Raw genomic sequence first — 14086 nt, 5'->3', positions numbered from 1 at the left:
GGGGATTTGTGTCCGGCCCAAAAATAGTATTCAACACGGAACATTGTGGGAGCGAGCCTGCTCGCGAAGGGGCCGTCCGCCCCAACACAAATCATTGGGTTCTCGGCTGATCCGGCAGGAACACCGATGAATGCTCCGATGCAAGCCCATCGCTTTGCAGTGGCTCAACACCCTGTCTGGGCATCAAGACCTGCTGTGGATAAGTCTGCGCGAAATGCACCCACGGGCTGTTATCCACAAGCTTTTTCAAACGCTGATTGAACGCGCGACTGACCGCGTACTGCCCGCCCGACACCGTGCGGAACTGAGCCGTCAGCACCACGCCGTTAAGGTCCATCTTGTCGACACCAAACACATCCAACGACCCTTGCAGGTTGTACTTGAGGAACGCATCGTCGCGGATGGAATCCCCGGCCTCGCGGATCAACTCGATAGCCTTGTCGACATCGGTGTCATAAGTGAATTGCACCGAGAAAAACGCATAGGCGAATTGCCGCGATTGATTGGTCACGGCCTTGATCTGACCGAACGGCACCGAGTGCACAAACCCCTTGCCATCGCGCAGGCGCAAGGTGCGGATCGTCAGGCCTTCGACGGTGCCGGCGTGGCCAGAGTCGAGCACCACCCAATCGCCAATCGACAACGTGTCTTCGATGATGATGAACAATCCGGTGATCACGTCCTGCACCAGCTGCTGGGAACCGAAACCGATCGCCAGCCCCACGACTCCGGCACCGGCCAGAAAGGGTGCAACGTTGATCCCCAGGTTCGCCATGGTGGTGATGGCGCAGATCACCACCAGGACGATTTTGATCGCGTTGCGCAGCAGCGGCAGGATGGTTTTGACCCGGGTGCTGGGCTGGCGCGCCGAGCGTTTGCTGACAGGGGGTTTCAGGGCTTCCTGAATCGCCGTGTCCAACACCACCCAAACCATCCAGGTCACCAGGAAAATCAAACCGATTCGGCTCAGGGAATCACTGATCGCCCGGCCGACCGCATTGCTCACCGCAAATTCAAACAGCGACACCCCCCAGATGCGCCCCAGGACATCGATGAACACAATCGCCAGGGCGATGCGCAGCAACGCGTGCGAAAGGCTGATAAAGCGTTCTTTGTAGGCACTGCTGCGGCGCACGGCCAACTCACTGCGCGACTTGAACAGGTGATGAAGCGACGTGCTGAGAAACACCATCGCAATCAGCAACACCGTGGTAAACAGCGCACAGCGCAGGACTTTCTGGTTGTCATCGCCAATGCCGATCAGGTTGATCACCGACACCAGCACCATCAACAGAATCGGCCAGTACCAGAGCCCGGAAAAGATCCGCAGCATTTCACGCAAGGCCGGCTGGCTGAGGCGCTGGGCCAACGGCAAAATACTGATCAGATGGGCGACCGGACGGCGCATCTTGATCACCAAAATGCCAAAGGTGACCGAAGCCGCCACCCCGGTGAACACCGCGACGCTGCTGGTGAGATTGCCGCCGAGCAGGCGGGCGATCTGCGGGCTGGTCAAGCCGTCGCTCAGCGCCACGAGAAAGCCCATCAAAAACAGCGGGCGTGGGCTGTACCGACGAATAATCTGCACCGCCCGGCGCTTGTGGCCGGCGTTGAACAGCACCACCAGCGACAACAGCAACGACGCGGCGAAAATGCCGCTGCTGGTGGCATAGGCGAAACACAATGCCAGCGCCCGGCCGGCGGACACTTGCAGAAAGTGGCTGACATACAGCGTCAGCGGCAGGCTGATCAGCGCCGGAACCGTGTAGGGCAACACATACCCCAGTAATGCCTGACCGCGCTCGCGAGTCAGCAGCAGGCGGTTCTGGCACAGACGTTTGGCGAGCAGCCCGCCAAGCAACCAGAGCAGCGCGAAAACGCCAATCCACACACCGGACAACAGCAGGAAATCCCCCGCCACGCTCCAGCTTGAACGGGACGATGGATGATTGACCAGTTGATCCACCTCAACCGCTGCCCGGTCTGCCCGCAGACGCCAGGCGTCCAGCAGGTCCTCGTTGAGATCGAGTTTTCCCTGGACTTGATCAATGCTCGAACTGATGGCCCCCAGCAAACCACCCTGTACCAGCGGTTCGGGGTGGGCCAGTGGTGTCGTGGCCGTGGCCGCCGCCGGCACACCCGGCAGTGCGGCTGCCTCCAGCTCGTTGCTGCCCAGAATCAACAATGCCCCCAGTAGTATCGCGGTCTTGAACTTGAACAAACGCGGCGCTCCTGCAAAAGGGTCTGTAAGGAACTGATCGGGAAAGTGTAGGCAAGTTCGGTTATTGGGGTGAATCAAGAGGGCCACCCCTCACCCCAGCCCTCTCCCCAAAGGGGAGAGGGCTGGGGTGAGGGGTGTTCTCGGAGCTACATCGACCTGAAATATCGAGTCGAACTCAGGTTTGAAAAGCATGGAGCTCTGCTCCCTTTCCCCCTCGCCCCCTTGGGGGCGGTCCGACGTTTCGGGAGGGCTGGGGTGAGGGGGTAGCTTTTGATCTTTGCGCGAGAGGCAAATATCAAATGCCCATCCCTCTATTTTTCCACACAACCCAAACCCGGACACTGCGCTCCATCAATCAATCCACCGGAGTTGCAGCCATGCCCATTGCCTTGCTCGCGCTGACCCTCAGCGCCTTCGCCATCGGGACGACCGAGTTCGTCATCGTTGGCCTGTTACCCACCATCGGCGCCGACCTTGGCGTCAGCCTGCCGTCCGCCGGCCTGCTGGTCAGCCTCTACGCATTGGGCGTTGCCATTGGCGCCCCGGTGCTGACCGCCCTCACTGGCAAAGTCCCGCGCAAATTGCTGCTGTTGTCGCTGATGGTGCTGTTCACCCTCGGCAATCTGCTGGCCTGGAAAGCGCCGAGCTACGAGTCGCTGATCATTGCGCGGATCGTCACCGGCCTGGCCCACGGGGTGTTCTTTTCGATTGGCTCGACCATCGCCACCAGCCTCGTGCCGAAGGAGAAAGCCGCCAGCGCGATCGCCATCATGTTCACCGGCCTGACGGTGGCGCTGGTCACCGGCGTGCCACTGGGGACGTTCATTGGCCAGCATTTCGGCTGGCGTGAAACCTTCCTCGCGGTGTCTGCACTGGGGGTGATCGCGTTCATCGGCAGCCTGCTTTACGTGCCGAAAAACATTGCCCACAGCAAACCGGCTTCACTGTTGCAGCAATTGCAGGTGCTCAAGCAACCCCGTCTGCTGCTGGTATACGCCATGACCGCGGTCGGTTACGGCGGCTCGTTCATCGCGTTTACCTTCCTGGCACCGATTCTCCAGGACATTTCCGGTTTCAGCGCCAGCACCGTCAGCCTGGTGTTGTTGGTCTACGGCATCTCGGTGGCCGTCGGGAATATCTGGGGCGGCAAACTGGCGGACAAACGCGGCCCGATCAGCGCCCTGAAAATCATCTTTGCCCTGCTCGCTGCCGTGTTGTTCGTACTGACCTTTACCGCTGGCAACCCATGGCTGGCCCTGGCCACCGTGCTGGTCTGGGGTGCGGTTGCGTTCGGCAACGTGCCGGGCCTGCAGGTTTACGTGGTGCGTCAGGCCGAACATCACACCCCGCAGGCGGTGGACGTCGCGTCGGGCCTGAACATCGCCGCGTTCAACCTCGGCATTGCCGGTGGCGCGTGGGGCGGTGGCTTGATCGTTGCTCACATGGGCCTTATCCACACCGCATGGATCGGTGGTTTGGTGGTATTGGTCGCGTTGGCGCTGACCGCGTGGAGCGGTCGTCTTGATCGATTGGGTCCGGTGTATGCCGAACCCGCTGAAGGCTCACCCCGTATCGTCGCCGGTCACTGATTGCTTTTGTAGGAGCAAGGCTTGCCCGCGATGGCGGCGGCACATTCAATGTTGATGTGACTGATAAATCGACATCGCGAGCAAGCTTTGCTCCTACAAGATGCGAAAAGTGGTGTGTTGACCGTCCGTAGTCCCGTCGAAACTTTCTCGTCCGCCCCACAGTCATCAAAAGACAGGGGCAGTCCGAAAGACCATCAGACGGGAGGCGATATGGCGGCGATCCACATCGGTATTTCAGGCTGGCGCTACACGCCCTGGCGGGGGGAGTTCTACCCGAAGGGGCTGACCCACAAGCGCGAATTGCAATTCGCCTCACGGGCGGTCAACAGCATCGAAATCAATGGATCGTTTTACGCCCTGCAACGGCCCGAACGTTATGCCCAGTGGTACGCCGAAACCCCGAGGGGCTTCGTTTTCAGCGTCAAAGCCCCGCGTTTCATCACCCACATCAGGCGACTGCGGGACATCCATAAACCCTTGGCGAATTTCTTTGCGTCCGGGGTGCTGGAACTCAAGGAAAAACTCGGCCCGATCCTCTGGCAATTCCCGCCCAACTTCAAATTCGATGCCGAGTTGTTCGAGACCTTTCTCGAGCAGTTGCCCCACGACACCGAAGAGGCCGCCGCCCTCGCCCGCCAGCATGATTCGCACCTGAACGGTCACGCCAGCCTGAAGGCCTACGGAAAAAAGCCTTTGCGCCATGCCGTAGAAATCAGGAATGAGAGCTTCGTCGATCCCGCCTTCATCCGCCTGCTCAAACGCCACAATGCTGCGCTGGTGATCGCCGACACCGCCGGTAAATGGCCGTACCGCGAAGACCTCACCAGCGACTTTGTTTACCTGCGCCTGCACGGTGCCGAAGAACTCTATGCCAGCGGTTACACCCCCGAGGCGCTCAAGCGTTGGGGTGACCGGATCGAGGCTTGGTACCACGGTCAGCAACCGCCCGACCCGCAGCTGATCGCCCCCCGGCAAAAGCCCAAGACGCGCAAGTACCGTGAGGTGTTTTGCTATTTCGACAACGACATCAAAGTCCGCGCGCCCTTCGATGCCCGCCGCTTGCTGGAGCGCTTTCATCTGGATAAAGACCTCGCCACCCGCCCCGGTGAACGGGCCGCCGAAGGAGTGCTGTCATGAGCATTTCCGAACCGGTCGGCACCACCGACGAACAGCAACCCATCATCACCTCCGTGCGCCGCTTTACCGTGCTGACGGTCAACACGCACAAGGGGTTCACCGCGCTCAACCGGCGTTTCATCCTGCCGGAATTGCGCGAAGCAGTGCGCAGCGTGTCCGCCGACGTGGTGTTTTTGCAGGAAGTCCATGGCACCCACGAGCGTCATCCCCAGCGCTACAGCAATTGGCCGGCGATGCCGCAATACGAATTCCTCGCCGACACCCTGTGGCCGCAGTTTGCCTATGGGCGTAACGCGGTCTATCCGGCGGGCGATCACGGCAATGCGCTGCTGTCGAAATTCCAGATCATTCGCCACGACAACCTCGACGTCTCCATCAGCGGTCACGAGAACCGCGGCATCCTGCATTGCGTGCTGCGCCTGCCCGGTGACGGCCAGGAAGTGCATGCCATTTGTGTGCATCTGGGCCTTCGCGAAACCCACCGCACTGAACAGCTCAAGTTGCTGGCCCAGCGCCTCGAAGAACTGCCCAGCGATGCCCCGGTGATCGTTGCCGGTGACTTCAACGACTGGCGCCAGCGGGCCGACGCACTGCTCAAACCCAGCGGCCTACGGGAGGTTTTCGCCGAACTCCACGGCAAACCGGCGCGCAGTTTTCCAGCACGCTTGCCGGCGTTGCGCCTTGACCGCATCTACGTGCGCAACCTCAAGGCCAGTCAGCCGCAAGTGCTGGCCGCGCGGCCCTGGTCACACCTTTCCGACCATGCACCGCTGTCGGTGGAGATCGAGCTTTGAGCAGCCCATCGATGGATAAAACCAACGTGGAGCACTTATCCACAACCCCGCCGATTCGTGAGCCGGGCGTGGTCGACGTCGAATATGGCTGGCAAGGCAACAACCGCGTAGAGCTGCTGGAAAACGGCGAAGCGTATTTCCCTCGGGTGTTCGAGGCCATGCGTCAGGCCAAGACTGAAATCCTCCTGGAAACCTTCATTGTGTTTGAGGACAAGGTCGGTGATGAGCTGAAGGAAGTACTGATCGCCGCCGCTCAACGCGGCGTGCGAATCACCGCCAGTCTCGATGGCTTCGGCTGCGGTGAACTGAGTACGGGGTACCTCGCCGCCCTGAGCGAGGCCGGCGTGCGCATCCAGATTTTCGACCCGGCGCCCAAAACTCTGGGCATCCGCACCAACTGGTTCCGCCGCCTGCACCGCAAGATCGTGGTAGTCGATGGCACGATTGCGTTCATCGGCGGCATCAACTTTTCTGCCGACCATTTGGCTGACTTCGGCCCTGAGGCCAAACAGGATTATTCCGTTGAAGTGCAAGGCCCGGCGGTGGCCGACATCCATCACTTCGCCTTGCTGCAATGCGGTCGCCCGGCTCGCGCCAAATACTGGTGGCAACGCCGCAGACAACGGCGCTCGGAGCTGGCGTTCACCGATCATGACGGCCAGGTTCGCCTGGTGTACCGCGACAACGGCGAACATCCGACCGACATCGAAGAGGTTTACCGACAGGTTCTTCGTACTGCCCAGCGCCGGGTGGTGATCGCCAATGCCTACTTCTTTCCGGGCTATCGCCTGCTGCGCGAGATCCGCAACGCGGCGCGCCGTGGCGTCGATGTGCGCCTCATCCTGCAAGGTCAGCCCGACATGCTGGCGGCCAAACTCGCCGCGCGCATGACCTATGACTACCTGCTCAAATCCGGTGTACAGATTTACGAATATTGCGACCGTCCGCTGCACGGCAAAGTCGCGCTGGTGGATGAGGATTGGAGCACGGTCGGTTCGAGCAACCTCGACCCGTTGAGCCTGTCCTTGAACCTGGAAGCCAATGTGTTGATCCGCGATCGCGCCTTCAACCGCGACCTGTTCGAGCGCCTCGAAGACCTGAGTAACAACCATTGCAAGGTCATGTCCGCAGACAAGTCCCCGCGCGGACGGGTCTGGCACATGACCGTCGGCTTTCTGGTGTTTCACTTCCTGCGGCACTTCCCGGCCTGGGCCGGTTGGCTGCCGGCGCACAAGCCGCGCCTGAAACCCTTTTCCCATTCCGCTGGGAGTGACACCTGATGAGCCACTCTGATACACAACCCGCGACCCACGCCGAAACGCCGGGCAAATCCCGCTGGAGCCGCTGGAAACGGCCGCTGACGATGCTGTTTTTCCTGGCGTTGATCGTGCTGTTCACGATGCTTGCCCAACGCATCGAATGGGATGAAGTGTTCGACAACCTCGCAGATTTCAAGGTGCGCACGCTGATCATCGCGTCCGGTCTGACATTGTTGAGTTTTCTGGTCTACGCCTGCTTCGACCTGATCGGCCGTACCTACATTCGCCAGAACCTGACGTGGAAGCAGATCCTGCCGGTGGGGATTATCAGCTATGCCTTCAACCTCAACCTGAGCGCGTGGGTCGGCGGCATTGCCATGCGCTATCGGCTGTATTCGCGACTTGGGGTGAGCAAGGGCAACATCGCGAAAATTCTCGGGTTGAGCCTGGCGACAAACTGGTTCGGCTACATGGTAATTGCCGGTGCAGTGTTCAGCAGCGGACTGGTGCGAATGCCGCCAGGCTGGAAGCTGAGCAGCGACGCCTTGCAAGGTGTGGGGGTGTTGTTGCTGCTGGTGAGCGCGGGGTACCTGGCAGCGTGTCAGTTTTCCAGGCGACGGGAGTGGGCGATTCGCGGGGTGGAAATCGACCTGCCGTCCCTGCGCATGGCGGTGCTGCAACTGGCCCTCGGGGCGCTGAACTGGTCGCTGATGGCCGCGGTGATTTTCACCTTACTGCCGAGCAAGCTGGATTACCCACTGGTGCTTGGGGTGTTGTTGATCAGCGCGATTGCCGGGGTTATCACACACATTCCTGCCGGGCTCGGCGTGCTTGAAGCGGTGTTCGTGGCGCTGCTGCAACACGAAGTGTCCCGAGGCAGCCTGGTGGCCGGATTACTGGCGTATCGGGCGATCTACTTCATCCTGCCGCTACTGATTACCCTGGTGATGTACCTGATCGTGGAAGCCAAGGCCAAGTCGTTGCGGATTTCGAAGAAACCGAGGCATTAGCCGTCCGTTTTTTCACGATGACTGAATAATGCTCAACCGCTCGCCCACCACCATCTCGGTGATCCAGCCCACCAGAATCGAGGTGTACGCCTGCTGCGAAACGGGTTCGCTCAAGGCGTGATCGGCGCCGTCGATAATCCGGTGAGTCAGCGAGTGGGTCTGCTGACAGGCCGCGCGGTAACTCATGATGGTTGCGTGCGGTACGTAGTCGTCAGTCTCTGACTCGACCAACAGCACATCCCCGGTGAATTGCGAACAGGCATGCAGCGCGCGATTGCTGTCGGCTCGGACGATCGTGCTGCGGTAATCACGTAAATCGAGCTTGTCCAGGTCACGTTTGGGCGTGTGCCATTGATCATCGCGATATAGCGCCGGCACCCGCAGCGCCAGCCAGCGCACCGGACGCAATGAGGTCAGGATCGAGGCAAGATAACCGCCATAACTGGTGCCGACCACGGCAATCGCCGAGGTATCGAGCGCCGGGTGCGCGAGCAGGCGGTCATACGCCGCCAGCAGGTCGCGCAGGTTGTCTTCGCGCGTGACTCGATTCAGCGCAAGACCGGCCCCATCGGTGTGCCCGCGCAAGTCGAACGTCAGGCAAACGCAACCCAACCCGGCGATGCCTTTCGCCCGTTCCAGGTCCCGCTCCTGACTGCCGCCCCAACCGTGCACAAAGAGCACGCCGGGGACTTTTGATTTGGGGCTGAGAAAAGTCCCGACCATTTGCTCATCGTCGATGTCGATCTGAATGGTTTCGCTTCTAGCCGTCATAGGATTTAACCGTTACGTACTTGAGAAGAAAGTCACTGTTTTGCGCCGGCCCGCGATACACCTCGATGGCGTCCGCCGGCAGCGGCTGGTCGCTGTAGGTCTCGACCGACGACACGCGAATCGCGCGCATGCCGGGGTCGTTGACAAAGCTTTGCAAGGCGGCGACTTCGGCGCTGCTGGCACCGCCCATCCGCCAGGACTGCTCGAGCACGCCGCTGCGCGGTTTGCCGTTACTGTCCACGCCTTGGGCGATGTCGTAGTTGCGCCGCGAAGCGTAGAAACCGGGATAAGCCTCATCCGCGGCACGGTCGAACACTTGCGCCTGGCGGATCGCCAGCCGAACGTCGTCCGGCACTTCCAGTTCGAGCAGATCGTCGTAGTCACCCCGCACCACCAGCAGGTTGGACCCTCCATAAACCTGCTCGCCCTGACCGTCTTCGGTCAAGTATTGATCACCGCAATAACTCAGCACCGTGTCACCGATAAAACTCTGACCAACGCTGTGGGTGATCACGTGGTCCAGGTCCTGCTCCAGCACCACGCCTTCGGTGAACAGGGCTTTGGCCTCGGGTCTGGCGAGGATGGCATCGAACTGGTCGAGGCTTTCGATGACTTCCTGACCGCGTCCGGCGCAGGCATGAATCGGCTTGATGCGGATCGGGCCGGTGTAGAGCAGGTGTTCTGCCGCGGGCCGCGCATCGTCCATGGAAAAAACACTGAGGCCGTCGAGCACCACGCTGCGCACACGTTCGCAAAACAACGGAGACCAGCCTTGCGGAGCGCGAGCATTTTTGTTGCGCAACCCGTGACTGATGGCTTTGGTGCAGATGAAATCATACTCAACGTAACCGCCCCACAAATCCTCCGGCCCCTTGACGCCCAATTGCCGGGCGGCAGCGGCGCCCACAAGTGTCTGGGTCGGCAACAGATACAGGTCTCGCCCGTTGTGCAGTTCGGGGTCGTAACTGCCGCCGTATTTAAGCCCCAGGATCTGCGCCAGCCAACGGGCCAGCGCACGATTGGTTTCCACTTCGTGCAACGGAGCCTCGGCGTGCACGGAGTGGGCGACCACCAGTTTCTTGCGATTTGCCGGGGTCATGCGTCCCCCTTCAATCTGCGCTTGATGAATGTAGTTGAAGGGGTGCAGAGATCAGGCCAAGTCGGATCAATAACAAACGTTTTTCAAATCAGCCAGTTGCGAAAAAGATGATGGCACCCTGCCTGTTTGATTCTGCACGACAAGGGTTTCAACTCTGGCATTTTGCACGACTGACGTTCACCCCTGACTCGCTCCCACTCCAAACCGTGTCCGGTAGTCACTCGGCGCCAACCCGGTAATTTTCTTGAAGGTCGCCCGAAACGCACTCGGATCCTGATACCCCACCGTCCAGGCAATGTGATCGATGGTGCCGTTGGTGAACTCGAGCATTTCCCGGGCTTTGCCAACCCGCAAGTGCTGGCAATACTCGGTGGGTTTGAGCCCGGTTGCCGCACGAAATCGACGCAGGAACGTGCGCTCTTCCAGCCCTGCCCGCTCGGCCATCGTCGCCACCGACACATCGGTTGCTCCAGTGCTTTGCAGCCAATGCTGGACCTTGAGAATCGAAGCATCGCCATGGCTGAGAATGGGTGAAAAATTGCTGCCGCACTCACTTGCGCTGTCGCTGTGTTCCACCACCAAAAACCGCGCGGTGCTGGTGGCGATACTCGGCCCCAGCAGACGGTTGACCAGACGCAAGCCCAGTTCGGACCAGGCCATCAGCCCCGCCGTGGTGATCAGGTCGCCGTCATCAACGATGGGTGTGTCGGCCTTGAGCTTGATCGCCGGATAACGCTCGGCGAAGGTTTTGGCCGAGGTCCAGTGGGTGGTGGCGCTACGACCGTCGAGCAGGCCGCTCTCGGCCAACAGAATCGACCCCACACAAACCCCGCCAAGTGTCGCGCCATTGGCATGTTGCTGACGCAGCCAGCGAAACAGCGCCTGCGGTGCCTGGCCTTCGGAAAAACCGGCAATCGACGGCGGGATCAACACCGCCACCAACGCACCGTCCACAGCGGGATGACTGTCATAGACCCGCTCGGGCGCCTGATCGCCATCAACCTGCCAATGGCTGACCCGCAGCAACGGCAACTGCGCCGCCTGATGTTCGGCGGCAATCCGGTTCGCCACCCCGAACAAGTCCGTCAACCCATGCACCGCCGCCATCTGCGCACCGGGATAGATCAGCACACCCAGCTCGGCGATTGCCCTTTCTACATCCATTGTCAGTTTTCCCCCTTCTATTGTCGGTGCCGCCAATCCTCGGACGGCCTGCCAGAGCCAATACTCCATTCCACACCAACAAGCACTTCGAGGAAACAGTCATGGCCAAGCAAGCACTCATCGTAGTTGATATCCAAAACGACTACTTCCCCCAAGGCAAATGGCCGCTGGTCGGCGCCGACGCCGCCGCGGACAACGCTGCACGGCTGATCAAAGCCTTCCGCGACGCCGGTGATTCGGTGGTGCACATCCGCCACGAGTTCACCTCCGACGCGGCACCGTTCTTCACCCCGGGCTCCGAAGGCGCGAAGCTGCACCCCAAAGTCCTCAACCGTGCCGACGAGCCGGTCGTGCTCAAGCACTTCGTCAACTCGTTCCGCGAAACCGATCTGAAATCGATCCTCGACGAGCAAGGCATCAAAGAACTGGTGGTCGTCGGCAGCATGAGCCACATGTGCGTCGATGGCATCACCCGCGCCGCCGCCGACTTTGGCTACACCGTCACAGTGATCCACGACGCCTGTGCCTCCCGTGACCTGGAGTTCAACGGCGTCACTATCCCTGCAGCCCACGTGCACGCCGCCTTCATGTCGGCCCTGGGTTTTGCCTACGCCAGCGTGGTGTCCACTGACGAGTTCCTGGCGGCGCATCACTGATCAACGCTTGCAATCCGACATTCCCCAACAAAGAAGGCCAGTCGCGTGCGCACATGACTGGCCTTTTTTCTGAGACTTACGGCCGAAAAGCCGGATAATGGCGGCCAAATCGTCTAGCCGTTATTCTGGTAATCCCCCATGGAAATCAAGGTCAACTTTCTCGACAACCTTCGACTTGAAGCCAAGTTCGACGACTTCACGGTGGTGGCAGATCAACCTATCCGTTACAAAGGCGATGGCTCGGCACCGGGTCCGTTCGACTACTTCCTGGCTTCGTCGGCGTTGTGTGCGGCGTATTTCGTGAAGTTGTACTGCGACACTCGCAGCATCCCCACCGAAAACATCCGCTTGTCGCAGAACAACATTGTTGACCCGGAAAACCGCTACAACCAGATTTTCAAGATCCAGGTCGAGCTACCGGCAGACATCTCCGACAAGGACCGCCAGGGCATCCTGCGCTCCATCGACCGTTGCACCGTGAAAAAAGTGGTGCAAGCCGGGCCCGAGTTTGTGATCGAAGAAGTCGAAAACCTCGACGCCGATGCCCAGGCGTTGCTGATGCCTGCGTCTAATTCAGAGGCTCACACCTATATCGCCGGCAAGGATCTGCCGCTGGAGCAGACCATCGCCAACATGTCGGCCATTCTGGCGGACCTGGGCATGAAGATTGAAATCGCCTCGTGGCGCAATATCGTGCCCAACGTGTGGTCGCTGCATATCCGCGACGCGCACTCACCGATGTGCTTTACCAACGGCAAGGGTGCGACCAAGGAAGGCGCGTTGGCGTCGGCGTTGGGCGAGTTTATCGAGCGACTCAACTGCAACTTCTTCTACAACGACCAGTTCTGGGGCGAAGACATCGCCAACGCTGCGTTTGTGCATTACCCGAACGAGCGCTGGTTCAAGCCTGGCCGTAAAGATGAACTGCCGGCCGAAATACTCGACGCGCACTGCCTGAAAATTTACAACCGCGACGGCGAGCTGCGCGGTTCCCATCTGATCGATACCAACTCGGGCAATGAAGAGCGCGGCATCTGCTCGTTGCCCTACGTGCGCCAGTCGGACGGCGAGGTGGTGTACTTCCCGTCCAACCTGATTGAAAACCTGTTCCTGAGCAACGGCATGAGTGCCGGTAACACGCTGGCCGAAGCCCAAGTGCAGTGCCTGTCGGAGATCTTCGAGCGCGCGGTAAAGCGCGAAATCATCGAAGGCGAATTCGCCCTCCCGGATGTGCCGGCCAGCGTGCTGGCGAAGTACCCCGCCATACTGGCCGGTATTCAGGCGCTGGAAGAGCAGGGATTCCCCGTGTTGGTGAAGGATGCGTCCCTGGGGGGTGAATTCCCGGTGATGTGCGTCACGTTGATGAACCCGCGTACCGGCGGTGTGTTCGCCTCGTTCGGCGCGCACCCGAGCCTGGAAGTGGCGCTGGAACGCAGCCTGACCGAATTGTTGCAGGGCCGCAGCTTCGAAGGCCTCAACGACCTGCCCCAGCCGACGTTTGAAGGCCATGCGGTGACCGAGCCGAACAACTTCGTCGAGCACTTTATCGACTCCAGCGGCGTTGTGTCGTGGCGCTTCTTCAGTGCCAAATCGGATTACGAATTCGTGGAGTGGGACTTCTCCGGCCAGGGTGAAAACTCGAATACCGAGGAAGCCGCGACCTTGTTCGGCATTCTCGAAAGCATGGGCAAGGAAGTGTACATGGCGGTCTACGAGCATATCGGCGCCAAGGCGTGCCGCATCCTGGTGCCGGACTACTCGGAAATCTATCCTGCGGACGATCTGATCTGGGATAACACCAACAAAGCGCTGTTCTTCCGCGCCGATATCCTCAACCTGCATCGCCTGGACGAAGAAGAACTGCAATCGCTGGTTGAGCGTCTGGTGGAAAGTGAGCTGGACGACTACACCGACATCACCAGCCTGATCGGCATCGAATTTGACGACAATACGGCGTGGGGCCAGCTGACGATTCTTGAGTTGAAGCTGCTGATCTATCTCGCCTTGCAGCAATATGAAGAGGCGAAAGAGGCGGTAGAAATGTTCCTGCAGTACAACGACAACACGGTTGAGCGTGGTTTGTTCTACCAGGCGGTCAATGTGGTGTTGGAGATGAAGCTGGACGAAGACCTCGAACTGGAAGACTACGAGGCCAACTTCCGCCGGATGTTTGGCAACGAGCGCACGGATGCAGCGATCGGATCGGTGGACGGCAGCGTGCGTTTCCATGGCTTGACGCCGACCAGTTTGAAACTGGAGGGGCTCGACAGGCACCTGCGGTTGATCGAAAGCTACAAGAAACTGCACTCGGCACGGGCCAATGTGACCGCGTTATCCAGTTAATAGCGCCAACAAAAAAGCGAAGCCAGGTGGCTTCGCTTTTTTG

11 protein-coding genes are annotated in these 14086 nt (G+C 60.0%); 7 read left to right on the top strand and 4 right to left on the bottom strand.

Annotation, left to right across the window (positions count from 1 at the left end; genetic code table 11):
- Positions 1–91 precede the first annotated feature (91 nt).
- Positions 92–2221: a mechanosensitive ion channel family protein gene (locus IB252_RS26360; protein WP_192410777.1), complete on the bottom strand. Its 2130-nt coding sequence runs from the start codon at positions 2219–2221 to the stop codon at positions 92–94.
- 377 nt (positions 2222–2598) lie between these two features.
- Between IB252_RS26360 and IB252_RS26355 the strand changes: the two genes are divergently transcribed.
- The 5 genes from IB252_RS26355 (at position 2599) to IB252_RS26335 (ending at position 8010) form a co-directional block, all read left to right on the top strand.
- On the top strand, positions 2599–3810 hold the full coding sequence (locus tag IB252_RS26355; RefSeq protein ID WP_192410776.1) for an MFS transporter: 1212 nt from the start codon (positions 2599–2601) through the stop codon (positions 3808–3810).
- Between the two features lie 210 nt (positions 3811–4020).
- Positions 4021–4947, top strand: a complete 927-nt coding sequence (locus IB252_RS26350) for a DUF72 domain-containing protein (protein ID WP_192410775.1) — start codon at positions 4021–4023, stop codon at positions 4945–4947.
- A complete protein-coding gene (locus tag IB252_RS26345) occupies positions 4944–5741 on the top strand; it encodes an endonuclease/exonuclease/phosphatase family protein (protein ID WP_008145514.1) in 798 nt (265 codons plus the stop codon). The genes IB252_RS26350 and IB252_RS26345 overlap by 4 nt, the downstream gene beginning before the upstream one ends.
- Positions 5738–7021: a cardiolipin synthase ClsB gene (clsB, locus tag IB252_RS26340; RefSeq protein WP_111451219.1), complete on the top strand. Its 1284-nt coding sequence runs from the start codon at positions 5738–5740 to the stop codon at positions 7019–7021. The genes IB252_RS26345 and clsB overlap by 4 nt, the downstream gene beginning before the upstream one ends.
- A complete protein-coding gene (locus IB252_RS26335; RefSeq protein ID WP_192410774.1) occupies positions 7021–8010 on the top strand; it encodes a lysylphosphatidylglycerol synthase domain-containing protein in 990 nt (329 codons plus the stop codon). Before clsB ends, IB252_RS26335 begins: the two co-directional genes overlap by 1 nt.
- Positions 8011–8022: 12 nt before the next feature.
- On the opposite strand, the gene IB252_RS26330 is transcribed toward IB252_RS26335, so the two are convergent.
- From IB252_RS26330 to IB252_RS26320, 3 genes are all read right to left on the bottom strand, one after another.
- Entirely contained in the window at positions 8023–8781 is a 759-nt protein-coding gene (locus IB252_RS26330) for an alpha/beta hydrolase family protein (protein ID WP_111451221.1), read from the bottom strand.
- Positions 8771–9880, bottom strand: coding sequence for a DUF3182 family protein (locus IB252_RS26325; RefSeq protein ID WP_192410773.1), 1110 nt, complete (start codon positions 9878–9880; stop codon positions 8771–8773). Before IB252_RS26325 ends, IB252_RS26330 begins: the two co-directional genes overlap by 11 nt.
- Positions 9881–10057: 177 nt before the next feature.
- Positions 10058–11044 (bottom strand): GlxA family transcriptional regulator, encoded by a 987-nt coding sequence (locus IB252_RS26320; protein ID WP_192410772.1) that lies wholly within the window; start codon positions 11042–11044, stop codon positions 10058–10060.
- A 101-nt stretch (positions 11045–11145) separates the two neighbouring features.
- Between IB252_RS26320 and IB252_RS26315 the strand changes: the two genes are divergently transcribed.
- Positions 11146–11700 carry a cysteine hydrolase family protein gene (locus tag IB252_RS26315; RefSeq protein ID WP_192410771.1) on the top strand — a complete coding sequence of 185 codons (555 nt, stop codon included), beginning with the start codon at positions 11146–11148 and terminating at the stop codon, positions 11698–11700.
- A gap of 138 nt (positions 11701–11838) precedes the next feature.
- The gene (locus IB252_RS26310; RefSeq protein WP_192410770.1) at positions 11839–14043 is read left to right on the top strand and encodes an OsmC domain/YcaO domain-containing protein; all 2205 of its coding nucleotides are present in this window, start codon (positions 11839–11841) and stop codon (positions 14041–14043) included.
- The last annotated feature ends 43 nt before the right edge of the window (positions 14044–14086 follow it).

The sequence above is a fragment of the Pseudomonas sp. PDM10 genome (assembly GCF_014852295.1).
In the GTDB taxonomy this organism is placed as follows: domain Bacteria; phylum Pseudomonadota; class Gammaproteobacteria; order Pseudomonadales; family Pseudomonadaceae; genus Aquipseudomonas.
Note: the sequence above shows the minus strand (reverse complement) of the source record. Positions and strands in the feature narration are given on the sequence as shown.

Bases quoted from the DNA above. Each gene is read 5' to 3' on its own strand.
- IB252_RS26320 (WP_192410772.1), bottom strand. From the start codon at position 11,044: ATGGATGTAGAAAGGGCAATCGCCGAGCTGGGTGTGCTGATCTATCCC.
- IB252_RS26335 (WP_192410774.1), top strand. From the start codon at position 7,021: ATGAGCCACTCTGATACACAACCCGCGACCCACGCCGAAACGCCGGGC.
- IB252_RS26350 (WP_192410775.1), top strand. From the start codon at position 4,021: ATGGCGGCGATCCACATCGGTATTTCAGGCTGGCGCTACACGCCCTGG.
- IB252_RS26355 (WP_192410776.1), top strand. From the start codon at position 2,599: ATGCCCATTGCCTTGCTCGCGCTGACCCTCAGCGCCTTCGCCATCGGG.
- IB252_RS26325 (WP_192410773.1), bottom strand. From the start codon at position 9,880: ATGACCCCGGCAAATCGCAAGAAACTGGTGGTCGCCCACTCCGTGCAC.
- IB252_RS26310 (WP_192410770.1), top strand. From the start codon at position 11,839: ATGGAAATCAAGGTCAACTTTCTCGACAACCTTCGACTTGAAGCCAAG.
- IB252_RS26315 (WP_192410771.1), top strand. From the start codon at position 11,146: ATGGCCAAGCAAGCACTCATCGTAGTTGATATCCAAAACGACTACTTC.
- IB252_RS26330 (WP_111451221.1), bottom strand. From the start codon at position 8,781: ATGACGGCTAGAAGCGAAACCATTCAGATCGACATCGACGATGAGCAA.
- IB252_RS26345 (WP_008145514.1), top strand. From the start codon at position 4,944: ATGAGCATTTCCGAACCGGTCGGCACCACCGACGAACAGCAACCCATC.